This is a genomic window from uncultured Brachyspira sp., assembly GCF_944390595.1.
Classification (GTDB): Bacteria; Spirochaetota; Brachyspiria; order Brachyspirales; family Brachyspiraceae; genus Brachyspira.
Genome location: NZ_CALXRN010000125.1, coordinates 1 through 23,926, shown reverse-complemented (window position 1 = coordinate 23,926; position 23,926 = coordinate 1). Strand labels below are relative to the sequence as shown.

At 27.9% G+C, this 23,926-nt stretch carries 21 protein-coding genes and 1 pseudogene; 7 read left to right on the top strand and 15 right to left on the bottom strand.

Going from position 1 to position 23,926, the window contains the following annotated elements; translation table 11 throughout:
• The 4 genes from ilvC to Q0J90_RS07225 all read right to left on the bottom strand — a co-directional run.
• Window positions 1-894: ketol-acid reductoisomerase (gene ilvC, locus Q0J90_RS07240; RefSeq protein ID WP_297277265.1), on the bottom strand; the 894-nt coding region annotated here is incomplete at its 3' end.
• 31 nt (window positions 895-925) lie between these two features.
• Entirely contained in the window at window positions 926-1,453 is a 528-nt protein-coding gene (gene ilvN, locus Q0J90_RS07235) for an acetolactate synthase small subunit (RefSeq protein ID WP_028329643.1), read from the bottom strand.
• 18 nt (window positions 1,454-1,471) lie between these two features.
• Entirely contained in the window at window positions 1,472-3,145 is a 1,674-nt protein-coding gene (gene ilvB, locus Q0J90_RS07230) for a biosynthetic-type acetolactate synthase large subunit (protein WP_297277264.1), read from the bottom strand.
• Window positions 3,146-3,701: 556 nt separating this feature from the next.
• Window positions 3,702-4,697, bottom strand: a complete 996-nt coding sequence (locus Q0J90_RS07225) for a class I SAM-dependent methyltransferase (RefSeq protein WP_297277263.1) — start codon at window positions 4,695-4,697, stop codon at window positions 3,702-3,704.
• A gap of 260 nt (window positions 4,698-4,957) precedes the next feature.
• On the opposite strand from Q0J90_RS07225, the gene Q0J90_RS07220 reads away from it, so the two are divergent.
• A complete protein-coding gene (locus tag Q0J90_RS07220; protein WP_297277262.1) occupies window positions 4,958-5,785 on the top strand; it encodes an ElyC/SanA/YdcF family protein in 828 nt (275 codons plus the stop codon).
• Window positions 5,786-5,800: 15 nt separating this feature from the next.
• Window positions 5,801-7,225, top strand: a complete 1,425-nt coding sequence (locus Q0J90_RS07215) for a sodium/glutamate symporter (protein WP_297277261.1) — start codon at window positions 5,801-5,803, stop codon at window positions 7,223-7,225.
• Window positions 7,226-7,227: 2 nt separating this feature from the next.
• Here Q0J90_RS07215 and Q0J90_RS07210 read toward each other — a convergent pair whose 3' ends face one another.
• From Q0J90_RS07210 to Q0J90_RS07200, 3 genes are read right to left on the bottom strand one after another with little or no spacing between them, the layout of a single operon-like run.
• Window positions 7,228-9,006 carry a 5'-nucleotidase C-terminal domain-containing protein gene (locus Q0J90_RS07210; protein ID WP_297277260.1) on the bottom strand — a complete coding sequence of 593 codons (1,779 nt, stop codon included), beginning with the start codon at window positions 9,004-9,006 and terminating at the stop codon, window positions 7,228-7,230.
• A gap of 58 nt (window positions 9,007-9,064) precedes the next feature.
• On the bottom strand, window positions 9,065-9,421 hold the full coding sequence (locus Q0J90_RS07205; protein ID WP_297277259.1) for a hypothetical protein: 357 nt from the start codon (window positions 9,419-9,421) through the stop codon (window positions 9,065-9,067).
• Window positions 9,422-9,454: 33 nt separating this feature from the next.
• Window positions 9,455-9,787: a hypothetical protein gene (locus Q0J90_RS07200; protein ID WP_297277258.1), complete on the bottom strand. Its 333-nt coding sequence runs from the start codon at window positions 9,785-9,787 to the stop codon at window positions 9,455-9,457.
• 144 nt (window positions 9,788-9,931) lie between these two features.
• Between Q0J90_RS07200 and pepF the strand changes: the two genes are divergently transcribed.
• The 5 genes from pepF (at window position 9,932) to Q0J90_RS07175 (ending at window position 15,444) form a co-directional block, all read left to right on the top strand.
• On the top strand, window positions 9,932-11,737 hold the full coding sequence (gene pepF, locus Q0J90_RS07195) for an oligoendopeptidase F (protein WP_297277257.1): 1,806 nt from the start codon (window positions 9,932-9,934) through the stop codon (window positions 11,735-11,737).
• A gap of 124 nt (window positions 11,738-11,861) precedes the next feature.
• The gene (locus Q0J90_RS07190; RefSeq protein WP_297277266.1) at window positions 11,862-12,065 is read left to right on the top strand and encodes a TM2 domain-containing protein; all 204 of its coding nucleotides are present in this window, start codon (window positions 11,862-11,864) and stop codon (window positions 12,063-12,065) included.
• A 400-nt stretch (window positions 12,066-12,465) separates the two neighbouring features.
• The gene (locus Q0J90_RS07185) at window positions 12,466-13,236 is read left to right on the top strand and encodes an HAD-IIA family hydrolase (RefSeq protein ID WP_297277256.1); all 771 of its coding nucleotides are present in this window, start codon (window positions 12,466-12,468) and stop codon (window positions 13,234-13,236) included.
• 86 nt (window positions 13,237-13,322) lie between these two features.
• Window positions 13,323-14,456, top strand: coding sequence for an MFS transporter (locus tag Q0J90_RS07180; RefSeq protein ID WP_297277255.1), 1,134 nt, complete (start codon window positions 13,323-13,325; stop codon window positions 14,454-14,456).
• A 70-nt stretch (window positions 14,457-14,526) separates the two neighbouring features.
• Complete coding sequence (locus tag Q0J90_RS07175; RefSeq protein WP_297277254.1) at window positions 14,527-15,444, top strand: DMT family transporter; 918 nt, start codon at window positions 14,527-14,529, stop codon at window positions 15,442-15,444.
• Window positions 15,445-15,467: 23 nt separating this feature from the next.
• Here the strand turns inward: Q0J90_RS07175 and Q0J90_RS07170 are convergent, their stop codons facing one another.
• The 8 genes and pseudogenes from Q0J90_RS07170 to Q0J90_RS07135 form a co-directional block, all read right to left on the bottom strand.
• On the bottom strand, window positions 15,468-15,977 hold the full coding sequence (locus Q0J90_RS07170; protein WP_297277253.1) for a DUF2147 domain-containing protein: 510 nt from the start codon (window positions 15,975-15,977) through the stop codon (window positions 15,468-15,470).
• 142 nt (window positions 15,978-16,119) lie between these two features.
• Window positions 16,120-17,028 carry a hypothetical protein gene (locus Q0J90_RS07165; protein ID WP_297277252.1) on the bottom strand — a complete coding sequence of 303 codons (909 nt, stop codon included), beginning with the start codon at window positions 17,026-17,028 and terminating at the stop codon, window positions 16,120-16,122.
• A gap of 85 nt (window positions 17,029-17,113) precedes the next feature.
• On the bottom strand, window positions 17,114-17,614 hold the full coding sequence (locus tag Q0J90_RS07160; RefSeq protein WP_297277251.1) for a DUF2147 domain-containing protein: 501 nt from the start codon (window positions 17,612-17,614) through the stop codon (window positions 17,114-17,116).
• 96 nt (window positions 17,615-17,710) lie between these two features.
• Window positions 17,711-19,339 (bottom strand): NAD(P)/FAD-dependent oxidoreductase, encoded by a 1,629-nt coding sequence (locus tag Q0J90_RS07155; protein WP_297277250.1) that lies wholly within the window; start codon window positions 19,337-19,339, stop codon window positions 17,711-17,713.
• A 249-nt stretch (window positions 19,340-19,588) separates the two neighbouring features.
• On the bottom strand, window positions 19,589-20,149 hold the full coding sequence (locus Q0J90_RS07150) for a flavodoxin domain-containing protein (protein ID WP_297277249.1): 561 nt from the start codon (window positions 20,147-20,149) through the stop codon (window positions 19,589-19,591).
• 85 nt (window positions 20,150-20,234) lie between these two features.
• A complete protein-coding gene (obgE, locus tag Q0J90_RS07145; RefSeq protein ID WP_297277248.1) occupies window positions 20,235-22,277 on the bottom strand; it encodes a GTPase ObgE in 2,043 nt (680 codons plus the stop codon).
• A 142-nt stretch (window positions 22,278-22,419) separates the two neighbouring features.
• Window positions 22,420-23,625, bottom strand: coding sequence for an OmpA family protein (locus Q0J90_RS07140; protein ID WP_297277247.1), 1,206 nt, complete (start codon window positions 23,623-23,625; stop codon window positions 22,420-22,422).
• A 29-nt stretch (window positions 23,626-23,654) separates the two neighbouring features.
• Window positions 23,655-23,926, bottom strand: a pseudogene (locus Q0J90_RS07135) (methyl-accepting chemotaxis protein); the annotation flags it as partial.

Below are 23,926 nucleotides of genomic sequence, written 5' to 3'. Positions count from 1 at the left end.
GCCTGCACTAAACTCTTGAATAAACTCACTAGCAAAAGTACCGTCTTGTATCTCTCTTAATACTTTTTTCATTTCTTTTCTAGTTTCTTCAGTGATCATTCTTCTTCCAGTTCTGTAATCGCCGTATTCAGCAGTATTTGATATAGAGTATCTCATCATAGCAAATCCGCCTGAATATATTAAATCAACAATCAACTTCATTTCATGTATACATTCAAAATAAGCCATTTCCGGTTCATAACCTGCTTCAACTAAAGTATCGAATCCTGCTTTCATCAATTCTGTAACACCGCCGCATAATACAGCCTGCTCACCGAATAAATCAGTTTCTGTTTCTTCTCTGAAAGTAGTTTCTAATATACCGGCACGTCCTGCACCTATACCGGAAGCATAAGCTAAAGCATAATCTTTTGCTCTTCCGCTGAAGTCCTGATAAACTGCTATTAAGCTAGGTACTCCTCTTCCCTCTAAATACTGACTTCTTACAGTATGTCCAGGTCCTTTTGGAGCTACCATTATAACGTCTATATTTTTAGCAGGAACTACAAATTGGAAATGAATATTAAATCCATGTGCATACATTAATACATTTCCTTCTTTCATATAAGGTGCAACTTGAGTATTGTATATATCAGCTGAAACCTCATCCGGAACAAGCATCATTACTACATCAGCAGCTTTAGCAGCTTCTTCAACTTCCATTACTTTTAATCCAGCTTCCTGAGCCTTTTTAAAATTAGCACTGTCTTTTCTTAAACCAACTACAACATTCATTCCGCTGTCTTTTAAATTCTGAGCATGAGCATGTCCTTGACTGCCGTATCCCATTATAGCTATAGTTTTACCGTCTAGTACTCCTAGATTACAATCAGCATCATAATATTTTTTTATCATTTTTATCTCTCCTTTTTATTTTTTAATATATTTAAAATTCAAAATTATTTATTATATTCATATCTGGAACTGCATCTCCAAGCTGTATAGATGTTACGCCTGTTCTTGAAAGTTCTAAAATATTAAAATCCTTTAATGATTCTAAATATCCGTCTATTACAGATGCAGAAGCCGTAATTTCAACTATCATGCTTTTATTTCCTATATCAAGTATAAGCCCGTTATGGGCATTAGTTATATCGCATGCTTTACGTTTATTAGCATCATTAATTTCTATCTTTACTAATAATAAATCTCTTATTATGCTATTTAAATGATCTATCAAATGTACAGAATGAACCTCTATCAGTTTTGAAGCTTGTTTCATAATATGTGTTATATGAGAATCATCGCCTTCTGTTACTATAGTCATTCTTGATATGCTTGGCACACATGTTACAGAACAAGTTATTGTTTCTATATTAAACCCTTTTTGACTGAACAATAAAGTTATTCTATTTAATACACCTGAACTATTATCTACAAATAAAACTAAAACTCTTCTTTGTTTGCTGTTCATTTTTTACTCCTATAATTATTAATCTACTATTATATCATCTATAGTACCGCCGGCTGGAATCATAGGTAAAACTTTCAAATCTTTATCTATAACACATTCTATCCATACAGGGCATTTGCATTTCAAAGCCTCTTCAAACGCATTTTCAAATTCTTTTATAGTTTCACATCTGAAGCCTTTTGCTCCAAAACCCTCAGCAACTTTAACATAATCCATTTTCTTATTTATATCTGTACTTGAATATCTTTTATCATAGAATATAGTCTGCCATTGTCTAACCATACCTAATGTACTGTTATTAAGTATAATTGTTATGACAGGCAAATCATATTCAACAGCAGTAGCTACTTCATTTAAATTCATATAGAAAGATCCGTCTCCTGTTATATGTATTACCCTTCTATCTGGATTTGCAACCTGAGAACCTAAAGCAGCAGCATATCCGAATCCCATAGTACCTAAACCTCCGCTTGTTATAAAACTTCTAGGCTTAATATGTCTTATATACTGAACTGCCCACATTTGATGCTGCCCTACATCTGTAACATATATAGCTTCATCCTTGGTTTTTTCTCCTATTACATTCATAACCTTGCTTGGATAAATAGCATCTTTTTTTGTATTTCTGTCAGAATCTTCTTTCATTTCTTTAGTTCTTAATTCTGATAAATATTCTACCCATTCATCATCTTTTACTCTTTTTACCAATTTTTTAAATTTATCTAAAACATAATTTAAATCGCCTATTATACTGTAATCAACATGGACATTTTTATTTATTTCACTCCTGTCAATATCTATATGAACCTTTTTAGCAGTGCCTCCGAATTTTGAAGTGTTCAAAGCTACTCTATCGCTGAATCTAGTTCCAACAGCCAATATTAAATCTGCTTCATTCATTACCTTATTAGCAGTAACAGAACCATGCATTCCCAAAAGTCCTATATTTAATTTTTCTTTATATCCCAATACACCTGCCCCCATTAAAGTATGAACAGAAGGTATATTAGAATTAATCATAAACTCTCTTAATTTATCGCTTGAATCTTTTGCTCCTCCGCCGAAATATATTATAGGTTTTTTAGATTCATTTATTAATTTTGCTACTTCTTCTATTGTTTTTTCATCTTCTGATGTTATTTCAATTTTTTTAGGTTCAAATTTTTCTCTTGATACAAATTCTGTTTCTGCAAAAGTGAAATTCTTAGGTATATCTATTAAAACAGGTCCTTTTCTTCCAGTATTAGCTATCATAAAAGCTTTTCTTAATGTATCAGCCAAATCTTCCATTTTTCTAACTACAAAATTATGTTTAGTTATAGGCATTGTAATTCCAGCAATATAAACTTCTTGGAATGAATCTTTACCTATTAAACTTTCAGGAACATTAGCAGTTATTGCAATTAAAGGAACACTGTCCATATATGCTGTTGCTAAAGGTGTTACTAAATTAGTAGCACCTGGTCCGCTTGTAGCTATTACAACTCCTGTTTTACCGCTTGCTCTTGCATACCCGTCAGCGGCATGACAAGCACCTACTTCATCAACAGGCATTATATGTTTTATTTTATCTCTATATTTATAAATAGCATCATATATAAATAAAGCAGCCCCGCCCGGATAACCAAATACAGTATCTATGTTCTGTTCTATTAAAACTTCCATTATTATTTCAGAACCATTCAACTTCATTACAAACTCCTTTAAAATTAATTTTATAACCTTCTTAAATTTATTTTTTAATATTTCTACTTATAGAAACTTATAATTAAAATTTCTATTGTAGTTATAAATGTATAATTATTGATATATTAGATTAAATTATAACAGAATATTGAGAATAATAGATAGGAGGATGAGAATATTAATATTATTGATTGCAGAAAAATTAGATTTTTTAGAATTATTATTTACACAGAAAGTATTTGAATTATCAAATACTGAATACATGCCTGTTTTTGCAACGTAGGACATAATCATTCTCCTTTTTTATTTGCTAATATTATAATATTTTTACATAATATTGCAATACTTAAAGTAAATTTTTTCTTAACTTTTAACAGTAATAATTTTAAATTAGTTATACTATAAATAAAAATACTTAACTTTTATTTAGTTCATAAATAACTATCTTTTATAAGAATTACAAAATATAATATTTGATTTACTATACAAAAAATAAAATTATAATGACTAAGCTTATATTATTAAAAATACAATAATATATTGCAATGTAATTTATTATAAATTATTCTATTAAATCATTTCTGAAATTATCACGCATTCCCCTAAAAGGTATAAACCATGCTACTTTATTAATGATTTTATCAAATCTTCTATTTACATATTTTTCCATAATTAATAATCTGGATTCTAAAGTATTTACTCTCTCCTCTAAATCACTCTTATCTTTAATAACAGTTTCATTTTTTATATTATCATTCATAGCTGTAATTTCTTTTTTATGGTAAGAATATATATTAACAAACATATCAACATATTTTTTATCATAGTATTTAAGAAATATATTTTTTGTTATATCTATATCTTCATCTGTCGGTAAATATTCCCATGGCAAAGTTAATAAATGGAAGTAATCATAAACTCTATCCAATATATCATCATCTAATATTACAGCACCTATATTACCAATAGTATTAAATATACCGTCATTTGGTATTATTTTTCTTCCTTTAAGAGCACTAAATAATACACCGCATGTACATATTAATTTATTATTTTGATATGAAAATGTATGAGATGATACATCATGAATTATTACTACAGCATTCTTTTTCAAATAAGGCAGAACCATTAAAATATCCATAAATTCGCCAGGATTAATATGTGCTGTATCAATAAAGCATAAATCTATATCTCCTCCTATTTCCTCAATAAATTTAGCTGTAACTCCGCCTGTATATAATTTATGTCTATCTAATAAATTACTATATTCTTTTTTTTCCAATATAAAACCAGACTTCTTAGTTTTATCATTAAATAATAAAGTATTATAATCAACAGAATATAGAAAAGAATCTTTAAAATCTTTAATAGCATTTAATATTATTGCTGAACTCATACCAGCAAAAACACCTATTTCCAAAACTTTTTTTGGTTTAGCTTCTCTTATAACTCCATTTAAAAATTTTCTATCTACATCACTCATTAATGAATATTCTTCATAAATTTTTATTCTATTTAAAATATTATCCTCATAATTTACAGGATTTTCTAAAAACATATAATACTCCTAGATATAGTACAATATAAATTATTAATTAAAAAGAATGAATTATGCTTGCTTGCTTGCTTGCTTGCTTGCTTGCTTGCTTGCTTGCTTGCTTGAGAAAAAGCAAAGATTATATAAAATTTATTTAACATGGTACTATTGTACACTAATATATAAAAAAGTAAAGCAATACTATTAAAATTAGATAATAAAATAGATTGACAATATAAATTATTTTAGTATACTATTGCTACAATACGAATGTAGGATTTATGAATATATTAAAAAATAGATACAATAAAAAAATACTAAAAATAAAAGATAATTATAAAATAGTAAAAAAAAAGATACACAATAAAAATATTCTATATAAATTATTTTATTATATAATATTTCTGTTTATATCTGCATTTATATTAATGCCTGAAATTATTATAATATCTTCAATATTTATGATTGTATCGTATTTATCAGTTTCTATATACTCAAGAAAATATATATATTCGTCTTTAGAAGAAATACCATATAATGATGTAGCTTTAGTATTGGGTACAAGCAAGTATCTTTATAACGGACAAATTAATATGTATTTCAAATTTAGAATGGATGCTGCTTATGAGCTTTACAAAAGCGGAAAGGTTAAATTTATATTAGTAAGCGGTGACAACAGATACAGATCTTACAATGAACCTAGACAAATGCGTTTAGACTTAATAAGATTAGGAGTAGATAAAAAACATATATTTTTAGATTTTGCAGGATTTAGAACCAGAGACTCAATAATCAGAGCAAATAAAGTATTTGAACTTAGTAATTTTACTATAGTTTCACAGCCTTTTCATAATGAAAGAGCAATATTAATAGCAAGACAGAAAAAAATAAATGCTATAGCTTATAATGCTCATAATGTAAGAAAGCTATATAGAATAAGACAGTTCCCAAGAGAATTAGGTGCAAGAGCATTAATGTTTATTGATATATTATTAAACCGTCCGCCAAAATTTTACGGAGATACTATAAAAATAGAAGAAAGAGAAGAAATAATAAAAGATAAAAGCAATAAAATTGATAAAGCATCTTTACAAAATAAAAACAATTAATTTTAAGGAAACAATATGACATCGCAATTATTAACTGAATTACTTCAGTCATTATCATTACTTTCTGTTTTACTTTTAATAGGAGTATTTTTAAGGGCTAAAGTTAAATTATTCCAATCATTATATCTTCCAGCATCTGTAATAGGAGGATTTGTAGGACTTTTAATTTCACCTGAAATTTTAGGGAGATTTTCAAATTTTTCAATATCATCAGAATGGATAAAAACATATTCGCTTTTACCGGGTGTATTATCCATACCAATATTTGCAGCTATTCCTTTGGGAATGTTTTTAAATGAAACTAAGACTATTAAATCTTTATATCCAACTAAAGTATTAATTGCATTTGGTATATTTCAATGTGCAAGCATGGCGCAGTCAGCTATAGGATATGCAACTAATATATTATTTACAAAAATTAGTCCGGAAATGGATATATACAGAACTTTCGGTTATGAACTTTCAGCAGGTTTTGCTGGAGGACATGGATTGGCTGCGGCAACTGGAAAATTACTTGAAGGATTTGGAATAGCTCAATGGGAAATAGCACAGGGCGTTGCTTTAACCACTGCTACTGTAGGACTTGTTGGAGGCATGATATTCGGTATTATATTTATAAATATAGCCGTTAGAACAAATAAGACTAATGTTATTAAAAAGATAGCTAAAGACGATGATACTAATATAAATAAAATAGACAGAAACATGGAAGTTGGCTACAATAATGATATAAGCAAGCAATCAAGTTTAGGAAGAGAAACTTTTTTAAGCAGTTCTATAGAAACTATAACATTTCATTTGGCTGTAATATTTGCTGTATGCGGTTTGGCTTATATAGTTTTAAACTTCATAAAAAAAGTTGGAATAGCTGGTTTGGATGTTCTTCCAGTATGGACATATTCTATGATTATAATGTTTGCTTTAAATATGATTATAAAAAAGCTAAAATTATCATGGATGGTGGATGCAAAAGTAAAAGCAAAAATAATAGGAACATTAAGCGACTTTGCTATAGTATCAGCAATAACAAGCCTTCCTATTAAAGCAATAATATATTATATAGCACCTATAATAGTTATGTGCGTAATTGGCTTTGTAGTAACTTACATTATAGTATTTACATTCAGCAACATGCTATTTAAAAATGACTATGCTTTTGAAAGAGCGATAATTTCTTGGGGTACTTTAACTGGAGTATTAATAACTGGAATGACTCTTCTTAAAATATGCGATCCTGAATATAAAAGCCCAGCATTAACAGAATTCTCTTTAGGTTTTTCTTTAATGTCAGTAACAGGACTTTTAATAGTTCCAATACTTAATACTGTTCTAGCAGTAGGTTCAACTTGGGATAATTTAGTAACTGCTGTTATAACTTCCGCAGCATATTTAGCTTTTACATTTATAGTATATTTTATACATAAAAAATCAAATGCATAAAATTATATTTCAGGATATATTAGAGGATAATCTTTCTTCATTCCGGCATGAAGATAATCTTCAGGAACAACTTTCCAATTATTAAGTTTTTCAACTGTTACAGCAGAATTTTGTTCTTCAAACCACCTGATAATATAATATCTCAAATCTTTATCTGTAGATTTTAATACTAGCTTCATATTTTGTAATGTTTTCAAATCTATGCCTGCCCCTTTTATAAGATGACATCCGCCGCCGCTTCCTCTATAGGAATTAATACCAACTTTATATTCTTTATCCAATTCAAAATTTCTTCCGTCAGTAAATCCTTCTATATGAACTTTATTTCCATAAGGCTTTGTAACATCAACAATATAGTTTAATCCAGCAATGCTTTCATAATTGTATATTGGTGTTAAAGTATCATAAGAATTATATCTTTTATTAAATATTAATTTTCCCTTGTTATCTTTTTTAAAAGCTATTAAATGATCATCAATATTGGTCATAGTATTAAACCATCTGCCGTAAGAATATTCCATAAAATCTTTTATTTGCTTTCCAGTAAGCTTCATAATATAGAAAAAATTTTCACATGGATATAGACTGAACATATCTTTTAATTTTACAGCACCATTATCCAAAACAGCATCTTTACTTAAAGGAGCAGCAAAAGAAATATCTATATCTTCTCCAAGCTCTTTTTTGGATATCTCAAACTGCATCTTATGTATAAAACTTAAAAAATAACTGTCTCCGAATAAAGCCTCATCTGACATTAATTTTGTACTAAGTCTGCCTATATCCCTGCTAACCCATTTTTTTATCTTTTCTTTAGAATCATTAAATTTACTCAAAAATTCTCTGTCAGCTTCAAACTCAGACGGCTCTAATAAAATTCCATCAAATTGTATATCGCAAATCTTATTTTCTTCATTATAGTTTACAAATACATCTATAGAAACTATATATCTTGCAGAATTAACTCCTCCGAATATAGGTATAATCTTACCCTTTGAATTTCTTACTTCTTTAGTTTTCTTTTTTGAGATTTCATCATAACCAAGTCCAAGCCAGCCTTGATGATCATGCCCTACCAATATTAAATCAAATCCATCAACTTCTTCAGCTACTAACTGACTTGCATTTTCATTTTTATATTTTTCTTTATCTTCTGTATGATTAGCTCCGGAATGGAATAAGCCTATTATCATATCAGGCTTTTCTTTCTCCTTTATAACCTTAATCCATTTTCTAGCAGATTCAACCATGTCCTCAGTTTCTAATCCATAATACAAAACTTTTGGAAGCTGTCTTTCTATTGCCGGCTCTATAAGTCCCAATACAGCTATTTTTACACCTTTCTTTTCAACTATAGTATAAGGTTTAAAATATGGTTCTTTGGTATTTTCATCAATTAAATTAGCTGCTAATAATGGAGCTTTTATCTCTTTATTTATTTTGTCATATACATCATGACCAGCCTCTATATCATGATTTCCTAAAACTACAGCATCGTATTCCATATAATTTAAAATCTCAGACCATATATGAGTTTCATTAGTTGCTACAAAATTATAATAATAAACGGCAGGCTGTCCCTGCAAAAAATCACCGTCATCCAATAACAATACCGTTTTACCTTCATCTCTAAGTTTCTTTACATAACTATAAACATGTGCCATAGATGTATTTTCTTCTTTGTCTTTCATAAAATTATAAGGAAATATCATACTATGAATATCTGTTGTTTGAACTATGGTAAATCTTGATTCATTTGCTATGCGAACTTTATCATCCATCTATAAATAACCTCTATATATTAAAAAATTATAACATAAAAAACAAAATATATAATAGCTATCCTATTTTTAAAACTTTTTTAACAACATCAATATTAGACATTATAAAATTAAAAGAATTAAATATATAAATAGATGTAAATACAATAAGAACTATTAAAAAACTTCTTCTAAAAATTGTTCTGCCTTTACTATCTTTATCCTCAGTCCAAAATAAGTCTATTATATCTTTCTTTTTTCTTTTATTCAAAGATTTATTTTTCTTATTATCTTTAGTATTTTCTTCTTGTTTTTTAGGAATCAATCTAAAAATTAAAGATATTACAATATATATTAAACATGCTAATATTACAAAATTAAATATTAAATAAAAAGTCATTATTTGTTCAATATCATTTAAATTAAAACTTTCCATAAATATTTACCTCCTTACTTTTAATTATAATATTTAAAAAGGACAAGCTATAGTTTGATTATTTTTTAAATCTGTGTATTCTGCTTTCCAATAATGTGGATCATTAACCTCTATGTATTCTATATTTTCACTGTTTTTTATAGCTTTTGAAATAAAAGAATCATTTAAAAAAATAAATAAATGATTTTCATTTGCAAATCCTCCAACTGAAATTTCCCTTATTATATTTCCAGCTTTTAACTCACAATACAATATTTGTTCTAATTCATAACTTAATTTATATAAATTATTATTTTCTATAATTTCATTTAATTTAGAAATTTGCTTTTCAATTGTTTGTTCATTAAAAAGAATATACCGTTTCAAAATAATATTCCAGCAATAAATATTTTATATTGCTATATTATATAATTATTTATCATTTTGTAAAATATTATATTATGATATAATTTACAAATATTTATACAAAATGTTATTATTTATTAATAAAAAAGAAAGGAGTGAACATATATGACAAATACGTTAATTGAAAGAAAAGATGTAAAAATAGAAGATACTTGGGATTTAAGTTTATTATATAAAAATGATGAAGAGTTTGAGAAAGATTTTAAATCTATGGAAGAGTTCTCAAAAGAGGTAATAAAATTCAAAGGAAATTTATCAAAATCAGCAAATGAATTAAAAAATATACTAGATTCTATAATGAAAACGTCAATTATTTTAGATAAATTAGGAACTTATGCATTCTTAAAACAAACAGAAGATTTAACTAATAATGACTCTAATGTTAAAGTAGCTAGATTTACTAAACTTTCTTCAGAATTTTCTGCTAATTTAAGCTATTTTGAACCGGAACTTATGAGCATAGACGATGATAAAATTAATAGTTTTTTAAAAGATGATATTTTAAAAGATTATTTAATTTATTTAAACAATATACTTAAATACAAGCCTCATACATTATCAGAGAAAGAAGAGAGAATACTCGCACTTCAAAGCGAATTATCATCAACAGTTTCAAATGTATTCGATACTTTAAATGATGCAGATTTAGATTTCGGAGTATTAGAACATAACGGAGAGAAAACTCCATTAACTCATGCAACATTCTCAAGTTTTCAAGAGAGCCATGACAGAGAAATAAGAAAAAACAGCTATAATCAATTTTATAAAGAATATGATAAACACAAAAACACATTAGCAGAACTTTATGCAAGCCAAATAAAACAGGATATATTCGATGCTAGAATAAGAAATTATAACAGCGTACGTGAAATGGAATTATTCGGTGATGATATACCGGTTAGCGTTTACGACAGCTTAATTGAGAGTGTGCATAATGCCTTGCCTTCAGTTCATAGCTATTATGAATACTGTGCTAAAAAATTAGGAATAAGCGATTTCAGACAATACGATAAATATGCTCCTGTTGTTAATGATGTAGTTATAAAACATACATTTACTGAGGCAATAGAAGTTTTAAATAAAGCATTATCTCCTTTAGGTGAAGAATATGTATCAACTTTAACGAACGGACTTAATTCAAGATGGGTTGACAGATATGAAAATAAAGGAAAAAGCAGCGGAGCATTCTCTTCCGGATGCTATGTATCAGAACCTTATATATTAATGAACTTCAGAGATGAAAGCATTGAATCGGTATTCACATTAGCACATGAGGCAGGACATAGTATGCATAGCTATTACAGCAGAAAAAATAATCCTTTCCAACATCATGATTATAGCATATTTGAAGCAGAAGTTGCATCTACTTTCAATGAAAAACTTCTATTTAATTATTTAATGCAAAATGAAAGTAAGAAAGAAGTTAAAGCATTTTTACTTAATAAAGATATAAACGGATTTGTTGCTACAGTATTCAGACAGACTATGTTTGCAGAGTTTGAGCATATAATTCATAAAGAAGCAGAAGAAGGCAATCCTACAACATTAGAGCTTATAAGAACAGTTTATAAAGATTTATTAAAAAAATATTTTGGAGAAAAAGCTGTACTTGAAGAGGTAAGCGATTTAGAGGCTTTGAGAATACCTCATTTCTACCGTTCATTCTATGTTTATAAATATGCTACAGGTATGTCAGCTGCTGTTGCTTTATCTAACGGAGTGCTTGAGGGCAATGCTAAAAATGACTACACAAACAGAGATAATTATTTAAAATTCTTAAAGAGTGGAGGAAGCAGAACACCTATAGAGAATTTAAAAGTTGCTGGTGTTGATATGACTAAACCTGCTGTTGTGGAAAGTGCTTTGAAATTATTTGCTAAAGAGGTAGAAGAATTAAAAGCATTAAATTGATTTAATTCTTTTTGAATGTTTAAGGCTGGCATTTTTTATATGTCGGCCTTTTATTTTAATTATATATTGCATTTTTTAAATATAGTATACACTGGTATAGTAAATAAACTTTAAGGAGAGTTATATAGAAACTTCAGATAAAAGCTGGGTTGTTACATTAATTTTAGCAATATTCCTACCAGTTCATAGGTTCTATGTAGGAAAAATAGGTACAGGTATATTATATTGGCTTACTGCCGGCGGTCTTGGTATATGGTATGTTATAGATATCGTAATGATAATACTAGACAAATTCACTGATAAAGAAGGCAGAAAATTAAAAAGATAATACTATAATAGTAAATTAAAAAGTTACTAAATAAGAGGAGAGTTAATTATTTTTTAACTCTCTTCTTTTTTTAAATATATGGATACATATCCACTAATAATCAGAAACAAAATCCTATAAAATCTGTATGATATTTGAACAAAAAACACCGCAAATAAAAACCTTATGGTAATAATGTAGCTTTGAGTCTGAAACTAAATTTAATTAATATTCTTTTATAAGAATAAAAATATAGTTCAAAAAATAAAATTTACAAAATATATTTAGAATTGTTTTATATTAGATTTTATTAAAAAAATTATAATTGACTTTTTATTTTATATTTATACAATTTAAAAAATATTTAAATAATAATCTAATTAATAAGGAAAATAATAAAAAATAAATAGAGGAAAAATCAATGATTAGTATAATATCAGATATGGACGGAGTTATATACAGAGGCAATAATTTAATAGACGGTGCTAAAGATTTTATAAGCATGCTGCTTCATAAAAATATTCCATTTCTATTTTTAACAAATAATGCAGAACAAACTCCGAGAGATTTAAAAAGAAAATTAGAATCATTAGGCGTAAATGGTTTAGAAGAAAAACATTTCTTTACAGCAGCACAGGCAACAGCAATATTCCTTCAAAGACAGCTTGAAAACGGAACTGCTTATGTAATAGGTACCGGAGGACTTGTAAGCGAACTTTATAATGTAGGATACAGTATAAATGATGTTAATCCTGACTATGTTGTAGTTGGAAAAACTAATGCATTTAATTTTGATATGCTTCAAAAGGCAGTACATTTAATTAATAAAGGTGCTAGATTTATAGGATGCAATCCGGATATAGTAGACCCTGCTCCAAATGGAGAATTGGTTCCTGCTGTAGGACCTATACTTGCCGCTATAGAAACAGCTACAGGTAAAAAACCTTATATAGTTGGAAAGCCTAACCCTATTATGATGTCTATAGCAAAAAATCAAATTAATGCCCATAGTGAAAATACATTAATGGTTGGGGACAGAATGGATACTGATATATTAGGAGGACTTGGTGCAGGTATGAAAACTTGTCTTGTACTTTCAGGTGTTACTACAAAAGAAATGATAAAAGAGTTTCCTTACAGACCTAATTATGTACTTAATTCTGTTGCTGAAATAAATGTTGATGAATTATGATGTACAAACAAATGATTTAAATGTATAATATAAAAGCTGTTTAATTTTTTTAAGCAGCTTTATTTTTTATTAATTAGGAATTATATATGTCTCGTTTATTATTTATCATAATGACTTTTTTATGGCTTTCATTATATGTTTATATACCCTATCAAGTTACTTATTTATCATCTATTAATATAACTTCTTCTATGATAGGTATTATAATAGGTGTTTACGGCACTGCACAGATGTTTTTGAAATTTCCATTCGGATTACTTAATGATTATATAGGCAAATCAAAATTTTTTATAATGCTGGCGGGAGTTCTAACTTCCATTGGTGCTATAATAAGATTGATAAATACAAATGCTTATGGTTTTTTTATAGGAAATTTATTATGCGGAATATCAGCATCAATTTGGACTGTATTTATAATTTTATATGTATCATATTTTAACAAAAATGAAGAATATAAAGCAACAAGCAAAGCATTAGTTTCAAATGTACTTGGTATGTTTATAGCTTTCTTAACAGCAGCATTTTCTTATGATAAGCTTGGAATGAAATTTCTTCTTATTGTAAGTGCAGTATCAGGAGCTTTAGTTGCATTTTTAGGATTATTCTTAAAGGATAATAAAATTAATAAAAGAATGTCTGTAAAAGGACTATTTTCTGTTATAAAGAATAAAAGATTAATAGTATTTTCTTTGCTTGCAATAGTAATGCAGGGAGTACAAATATCAGCAATTATCTCATTCACTTTAAACAGAATAAAAGAACTTGGAGGAACTTCTCAAAATGTAGGCCTAGCTTCAATAACAAGTATGTTTTTTGCTATAATTGGAGCATTTCTTCCAAGCAAAATAAAAAATGAGAAAAATATCAAAGTATACGTTTCTATATCATTTATAATGATGGCTGTATATTGCATAATAGTAATATCAACCAATAATATACTTATAATAACACTATCGCAAATTTTAGGCGGGTTTTCATCAGGTATATTATCATCTTTGCTTACTAGTGAATCCGTAAAAGAAATAGAAGTAGAAAAAAAATCATCAGCTATGGGATTTTTTCAATCAACATATTCTTTTGGTATATTTATATTCCCAATAATAACAGGAAAATTAATAGATGTATATTCAATAAATACTGCTTACATAGTATTAGCATCAATTGCAATTTTATCAGCAATTATTTCAGCTGCATATTACAGAATAAAATCAATAAAATAATAAAAAGTAATTGAAAAAAAATAATTTTGTAATAATATTGTATGCTATTAATAATAAAAATGGAAATACTATGTCATCAGATAAAAATTACGGATACATACTTGCAATATTAGCTGTTATTATATGGAGCGGAAACTTTGTAGCAGCTAGATTCCTTGTTAATTTCAGTCCTATAGAAATTTCTTTTTACAGATGGTTTGTAACATTTATAGTGTTAACTCCATTCTGCTTAAAAAAATTAATAAAAAATATAAAGTATGCAAAAGGCCGATGGATACAAATAATAATAATGTCAATATTAGGAATAACAATATTCAATACATTTGTATATTTAGCAGCACATACAAGCAATGCAACTAATATGTCATTACTTGCAACTTTATCTCCAATTATAATGGCAATAATAAGCAGAATAATATGGAAAACAAAATTAACTATAAATCAAAAATTAGGATTATTAATAGTTATAATAGGTGTAGTTATATTAATAACAAAAGGAAGCATAGAAATTCTAACAAAATTAAAATTTTCAATAGGCGATTTATATATGCTCCTTGCTGTAATATTATTTGCAGTTTATACATTAACATTAAGAGTAAGACCTAAAGAAATATCTCAATCTACATTCTTTTATCTTATGGTAGTAATTGGCATAATACCATTATTTATTGCAATGCTTTTATCTTATATGAATAAAACAGCAACTCCTTTGGATATAAAATCTGCTTTAATACTTGTATATGTTGGTATTTTCCCATCAGCTTTGGGATTTATATTATGGAATATGGCTATTGCAAAAATAGGAGCAATCAAAGCAGGAATTATATATGATTCAATACCTTTTTTCTCTTCTTTAGAGGCTGTTATATTGCTGGGAGAAACATTATTGATATCTCAAGTTATAGGAGGGATTTTAATACTTATTGGTATTATATATAGTTCTATAGGAGATAAAATAAAGTTAAAAAAAAATGGGAAACTTAATTAAAGCCTCCCATCCCATACCGTCAATTAATTAAGTCTTCTTAATTGAGATCTTTTTAAAGGGGTATATTTTGATTTTTCAGAATCAGGCACTCTAGTCCATCTCATAGTTTTTCCAAGTATTCCTGCTTTATCCAAAGAACCTCTTACTAAAAGCTCCTGACCATTTTTTTCTAAAGATAACTTTCCATTATAAGTTTTTCCATCATAAGGATTATATATCTTTCCGCCTTTCCATTCATTCTGATCAAAAGATAAACCCATTAAATAAACTAATCCTTTTACAGGCAAATCTCTCAATTCTTTATTTGGATTTTTTACATCTTTTTTATCAGGACCATTATATCCGCCTTTATAATCGAAAAAGTAGCCGTAATATTTACCATTTTCTTCAAATATTTCTACTACAGGTATTAAGCCGTCAGCATCTTTTTCAGAATACCAAAGTCCAACTATATCATTGGCTTTTGGAGTTTGGGCAAATAATACGCTTGAAAATATTAAAAGCGATAATGTCCATAAAATTTTTTTCTTCATAATTTCCCCTAATTAATCAAAATATGTTTAGTATAAAAAACATACATGATAGACTTTTGTAAAATATTTATTATATAAAACTTGCAAATAGTTAGATTTATTTGCAAGTTCTAATATCTAGTTATTAAAGAACATATATATATTAATGGAATTTCCACTCTATACCAACATCAAGCTGTATGGCAAAATGATATTGTATATGTTTTTCAACAAGCCAAGTACCAACTTTTACATTAGCAAATGGTGAAAGACTAGGCACAGCATTTAAAGCCTTTTTATAAGAATAAGCAGCAAACAATCCAACTCTATAAAGATCTTTACTTGATGAAAGCATGTGTTCTATAGTTGTATTAATAGCAAAAGCCATACCCCATTCTTTCATGCTGTAACCTAATTTTATATCATGATTAAAATAAAAGTCTTCTGCTTTAACAACTATGGCATCTCTAGGTAAATATACATAGCTATTTTTATCAACACCAAAAGCTCTTATATAAGTAATGTACGGAGTATATATCAAAGCTATTAATCCAGGTCCGGCAGGTCCGCCAATAGTAAGAGTAGGAGCCATCTGAACATATATAGTGTTTCCGCCTACATACTGAGGTTTTCTAGTCATAGGATTAAGTCCTGTAAAAGGAGGCAAAGCATGATTAAATTCTTTTGTATCAGAATCTACTAAAGCAGGTCTTCCGGATTGAGCAAGTCCTGCTTCATAAGTAAACTTAAACAACATTTTTAATGCTATTAAAGGCTGAAATTCCACATAAGCAGAAGTTCTTGAAAAGCTGCTGAATTCCTGTTCAATTCCTGCAAGTACATAAGAATCAGCAAAGAAAAAATTATTCATCTCTCTAAATAAAGCCTTTTTATAAAATAATTGTCCTTGATATAAAGCCCCAAAATGATTCCATCTTCCTAAAAAGTGGTTTGAAAAATACCATCCTTCATCGGATTTATCAGTGAAATCTCTTTGAGGCTTCACATCGTCTTGTGCTAATAACGGTATACTTATAAACGTAATGAGTATAATTGCTAATATCTTTTTCATAATTTTTCTCCAGTATAATTACTAAAATTTTATTATTTATTTTGCCGGTGTATATTGATTACTATACACCGACTATATTCTATTTTTAATTTAATTTTCTCAATTCACTTTTATTTAATGGCGTATATTTAGAAACTTCATTACTAGGAACTTTTTTCCAAGTAAGAGTTTTACCAAAAAGTCCTGCTCCGTCTATAGTAGCTTTTATTTTTAACTCCTGCTTATTATCTGAAAGACTAGCTTTGGCATTATATGTTTTTCCCTGCTCAGGATTATATATTTTTCCGCCTTTCCATTCTCCATTAGAAAACTGTAAGTCATACAAATATACAAGACCTTTTAAAGGCAAGTTTCTTAATTCTGCTTTTGGATTATTAACATCATTTACGGTATCAGTTGAATTTCTATAAGCAAATGAATAAGCATAGTATTTATTATTCTCTTTATAAATCTGAACCACAGAAACTCTATTTTTAGAATCTGCCTGACTGTACCATAATCCAACTATATCATCAGCATTTTGTCCAAAGGCCATTATACTTGATATCATTGTAAGAACTAATATTGTTATAATTTTATTTTTCATTTTTATTTCTCCTTTATATTTTTATGTTTTTATTTTTTATAATATGTTTTCAAAATTCACAGTCTTATATTAAATAAGACTGTGAAGCATTATTTATTACTTAAACAAGTTCATCAAAGCAGGAATCCAATGATGAGCAGTACCTACAGCAGTTCCAAAAGCAGCACAAAGCAGTATTCTCAATGCTATATAAGGCTTTATAGGGAATAATATATTTCTTGCTGCCAAATATCCGCTCATTATAGCTCCTGTAAATCCTCCGCCAGGGAATCCCCAAGCACTAGCAAAATGAAGATTCTTAACTGTAGGAGATACTCTTACAGAACGGCTCTTCTTCAAATAAGCATCTTGAACAAATCCGTAAGCTGTACCTTCAGGAGTTTTAATATATCTCTTTATTGTTTTTGGTGTAGCAACTTCATAATATTCAATATTGTCTCTGAATCCTGGATAATGCTGTTCTGCTCTGTCTATCAATTTCTCTGCTAACTCTTTCTTTTTAGCTTTATATTCTTCATCGCTTAAATCTTTCCACTCATCTAAATATGAAGGACCTGTCAATACAGCAAATGAACGTTCATCACCTTCTTCTACAAGTCCGCTGTCTATTGTAGAATAATCAACAAATACAAAGTTTCTATCTTCTACTGGTATTCTTCTTTGTCCCTTAGCATCTTCTTTAAATGGAGTGTTCAACATTTTTTCTGTACTTATAAAAGTAGAGTATGCATTGTTAGGATAAAGTTCTTTAAATTTCTTCTTAAATATTATATAAACTGTATATAAAGAAACTGAGTTTTTAAGTTTATTTATTCTCTTATCTTCATATCCTTTTGGAAGAAGTTCATCATAAACAACCTTAGGTGCAGCATTAGCTATTACATAATCAGCATTTACTGTAACTTCTTGTTTTGTCTTTTTATCAAAATAAGTTACGCCTTCAGCAATATTTCCTTTTACATTTATTTTTTTAACTTCTGAAGAAACTCTAACCTCTCCTCCGTTTTCTCTTATTATATCAGCTAAAGCATCGGATAATTTTTGGCTTCCTCCTTTGATAAAACAAGCTTGGTTATAGTATCCGCCTTGAGCACAAGCATGGTAATACCAAGTAAATTCATAAGGATTATCATGATAGTAAGTTATATTGATATTTAATATTCTTTTTAACTTATCACTTTTTATTATTGAATCCAAAACATTTCCAAGTTTCTTTTGTGTAAATAAATGATATAAATTCATTGGGAATGTTGTTATAGGATAGAAAAAGAAATCAAAAAACTTTAAGTCATAAGGAAGTCTTCTTATCATATACATTATTCTTGAAAGTCCGCCGAAATATTTTTTTATACCGCCCTTCTCTTCTGGGAATTCTTTTTCTAACGTATTCATAATATTCTCATAACCTTCAGGTATAACTAAATCTGTAGCTTCTGTTTTTATTCTCCAAGTTTGAGGCAATTTAACAAAATCAACTCTGTCATAAATACCTAATTGTTTTAATATAGGATACTTTCCATCTCTGCTTTTTTTAGCCATATCCATCTCATGTAATCCAACTTCAAATTTAACATTTTTTCTTTTGTATACTGTAGCACATCCGCCTACTATATTATGGCTTTCTAAAACCAATACTTTTTTTCCTTTTTTTGCTAAATAAGCTCCTGAAGTTAATCCTCCTAAACCAGAACCTATTATTACTATGTCATATTTATTATTAGTCATATCTATAATCTCCTTTAATTATATCGTTTTTAGTTATAAGCATTTTTATTTATTTTTGCTTACAACTATAATATAACAAATACTATGATAAATACAAGCGTTTTTTATAAAAAATACGTATATATAGTTCATTTTTTTTTAGAAATTTACAATTTTTTTAAAAATTTGTATGAAATGTAAAATAAAATAATGAGTTTTATATATAAATCTTACATAAGATTAAGATATTTATACAATTAAATTAAGAAATTATGAATTGATTTTTAATTCTTTATTTTTATTTTTTATATCTAATACTATTTCTTCTATGGAATTTTTATTTAAGAAATCTATTTTTTTACCATAATTATCTAATAAAGCTTTTTCATCTTCAGTTTTTACTGTTTTAGTTGCTACTATTCTTCTAAGCATATGCATCATTAATACATGATGAAGTTTTAATTTATCAAAATCTATGCTTCCGCGTAAAAAATAAAATTTCATATTATCTTTTTCATCAGATTTAAAATTTTGATTTACAGCATTGTTGTAAAATTCTTTATCTTCAGGATTAGTAAGTCCAACAATAACACAATATAAATTTTTCTTACCCTTTAATTTTTTATAGAATCTTTTTATTCCTTTAACAGATGAAAGTTTACCTGCATATAAAGCTCCAGCAAAAACAATAAAATCATAATTATTCAAATTTTCAAATGATATATTATCAATACCATATAAATCGCCATGAACTTTATCAGCTATCCATTTAGCATAAGTTCTTGTAGTACCATATTTACTTTTATAAAGTACAGCAACATTATTTGACATAATACTAATCCTATAAAAAATTAATTATATAATATAACATTATAGTAAAAATAAAAGATTTTGTCAAAAAACTATTTTTAACAAATCAAATATTAACAGCATAAGATAATACGCCATTAACGATTTCTTCTCTAACCTTTCCGCTTTCAACTAATTTTTTTAATAATTCACTTACCCTGCTTTCATCTTCATTAAAACTAATTGCTATCATATGAACTGTATCAGGCTGTCTTATTAAAAAATTTATTATATCTTCTTCTGTTATTTTTTTAGTATTTCCTTTAGCATTATCAGATACGCTTGGAACATCTATTTCTAAATCACATTTTGATTCAAAATATTTTTTAACTTTTTCCATTTCTTCATTGCTTAAAGCTTTAGCCTTATCATTAGGAGTTCTTCTTGTAGCTGTAACAAGCTGCACCCTATCCGGTTTTATCTGTTTAGCTATTTTTATTATATCATCAAGTTCTTCTTCACTATCATTAATACCTTTGAGTAAGAATACCTCAAGCCAATATTCTCCTTTGAAAACTCTTCTAAACTCTATAAGACCATTAACCATTTTATCAAAATCAATTTCTTTATTAGGCTGATCTATAATCTTAAATGTATCAATATTACCAGCATCAAGAGAAGGTATAACCAAATCAGCCATAAGCAAATCCGAACGCATTTCCTGTTTATAAAGCAAAGAACCATTTGTAATTATACATACAGGAATATCCGTTATCTGTTTTATTTCATAAATAAGTTTTTTCAAATCTTTATATAATGTAGGCTCTCCTGAACCAGCAAAAGTTATATAATCAATATTTTTATTATTGAGCAAAGCCTCTTTTAATTCATATATTATCTCATCAACAGAATAATAATTAGCAAGATTAGTTTTAGTATTTTCTTCAGAACCTAATTGACAATATATACAATTATAACTGCAAGTTTTATGAGGTATAACATCTATACCCAAAGAATTGCCAAGTCTCTTCGACACCACTGGTCCGAATACTCTTTTAGTTTTTAATTTGGATTTACTTTTATTTTGATTAAGTAAAAGAGGTTCTCTTGTCTCCTTTACTGTGTTATCATACCTTGATTCATTTGCTTTATAAAATGAGCTTATTACATCTTCAAGCAATTCACCATCCAAACTAAATACTGATAAAGCAAATATTTCAGGTTCTTCATAATGAGTTTCTTTATTATTTTTGTATTCTTTTTTTACTGCTTTTTCTACTGCCTTTACTTTTTCTTTTATCTCATCTTCTTCAAGCATATCAGTTTTATTTAGTACTATAATAGACTTTTTCTTTATTAATTCTTTACTATATTGTTTCAATTCATTTCTAAGTTTTTTATAAGTATCAGCCACATCTTCATCAGTTAAATCTATAACAAAACATAAAGCACCAGTTCTCTCAATATGCCTTAAAAAAGTAAGTCCAAGTCCGGCACCTTCGCTTGCTCCTTCTATAATACCAGGAATATCTGCAATAACAAAACTTCTTTCATAATCTAAATAACAAACACCTAAATTAGGAGTAAGCGTAGTAAATGGATATGATGCAATTTTCGGATTAGCTCTTGTAAGTCTTGCAAGCAAACTTGATTTACCAGCATTAGGCATACCTACAAGCCCAATATCTGCTATAAGTTTAACTTCAAGTCTTATATTTAATTTCTCGCCTTCCAAACCATGCTGTGCATAGTCCGGCGCCTGATTTGTAGCTGTAGCATAGAATTTATTGCCTTTTCCGCCTTTTCCGCCTCTAGCAACAGTATAGCTTTGTCCGTCCTCAAGCAAATCTGCTAGTATATTTTCTGTATCTTCATTATAAATTACTGTACCAATAGGAACTCTTATAACAACATCATCTCCTCTCTTGCCGTCGCTTAATCTAGCTCTTCCAGGTTCTCCGTCTCTTGCTCTGAATCTTTTTCTGCTTTTTATCTTACCGAAACTATTTATTCTAGCATCTACTCTGACAATAACGTCTCCTCCGTCTCCGCCGTTTCCTCCGTCAGGTCCTCCCATAGGCACATGAGCTTCTCTTCTAAAGCTTACACTGCCGGCTCCTCCATGTCCTGCTTCTATCTCAAAACTTACTACGTCTATAAATTGATCCATTTTATAATTACCTTGAATTTATTTTATTATTTTGTATTGCATAAGAATTATTTATTATATTATAAAAATATATTTTATCAATAATTTTTTAATTTTGAAATAAAAGCAACTTTAGATAAGTTTATCACTAAATATAGAATAATTATCTCAATTTAATTATAATATCTACTCTTCTATTTTTTCTTCTTCCATCCGGAGTATCATTAGAAGCTATAGGCTCATCATCAGCAAGCCCTTTATAAGATAATTTATCATGATCAAGATTAGGCAAGATATAATCTGCTACAGTTTTTGCTCTTTTCTCTGATAATTCCTGATTGTATTCTTTTCTGCCTGTATTATCAGTATGACCTTCTACTATAATTTCTCTGTCAGGATAAGTTTCTTTAATAGCCTTGATAATATTGTCTATTGTATTTTTAGCATCAGGTTTTAAAGTATAAGAATCTGTATCAAAAAGTATCTCTCCAAGTCTTAATACTAATCCTTCAGGTACAGTATCTATTGTAACATTATCATCATTATTAAGATTATCTTCTAATTTTTTTCTGTTATAATCTTCTTCTTCTTTTGTAATTGTATCATAAATTTTATATTTACTTACAATATTCATCTTATACTGCAAACTAGCATAAGACAATTCCCTTCCATAACCAAACAATATTTGATATCTTTCCTGCTGAGATACTGGAATATTTTTTTCCATATCCCAAAGAAAAGTACCATAATTAAATCCGTATATTCTTTCAGGATATCCTTTTCTTGAAAGTCCTGCTTGATACAAATCTTTATCTGTCATAATATGATACTGTATAACAGCATTCTTACTGCCGTCATCATTAGTTTCTATATTAGCAAATAAATAATCAGCTGATAATGCCATAGTGAGATTAGGAGCATTGTTTACTTTTATAATTTCAATAGATTCTCTATTCCAAGACTCAGTAAGTTTTACTTCATTATCAGGAAATGTAGGTACATGTCTAACATTAGGCATAAAATAATGAGAAGGTACCTCAAATTTTCCATTAGTATGTATTATAAAATCGCTAGTGTATTCTTCATCAAGATGAAAAACTTTATCACCTTTCATCATTCTAAATATTTTAAATACTCCGCTCATTCTATATCCGCCGTTAGGAGCGATTGCAATAACAGTTAAATCTATAATATTTCTTTCTTTATAGGTACTCTTTAATATACCATTCTCATAATATTCAACATCAGCAGTTTTTACTGATTCTATTCTCTTACCCTTTTCCAAATTCCAATAAAATTTATGACTAATATTAGAATATGAAATACTAAAAAGCAATATTTCAAATATAAAAATGTAAACTCTTTTCATAATCAAACTAATTTTTATAAATATTATTTTTATTTTCTTTCTTTGCTGGATTCCTTTTTCAATTCCTTTAATCTTCTCTTCTCTTCTTTAACTCTCAATTTCTCTGCTCTTCGTTCTAATCTTAATTTAGTTTTATCTACTACAGCATTTTTAGCTTTCTCTTTTGCAAGTTCTTGCTCTGTTTTCTCTGTCTTAAAGGATATTACTAACTTATACAACTGTAAGAATATGTATTGAAGCTCCTTAATCCTCTTATCCATTGTCTCCATATTGTTGCTGCTGGTATTAGAAAGATTAGATA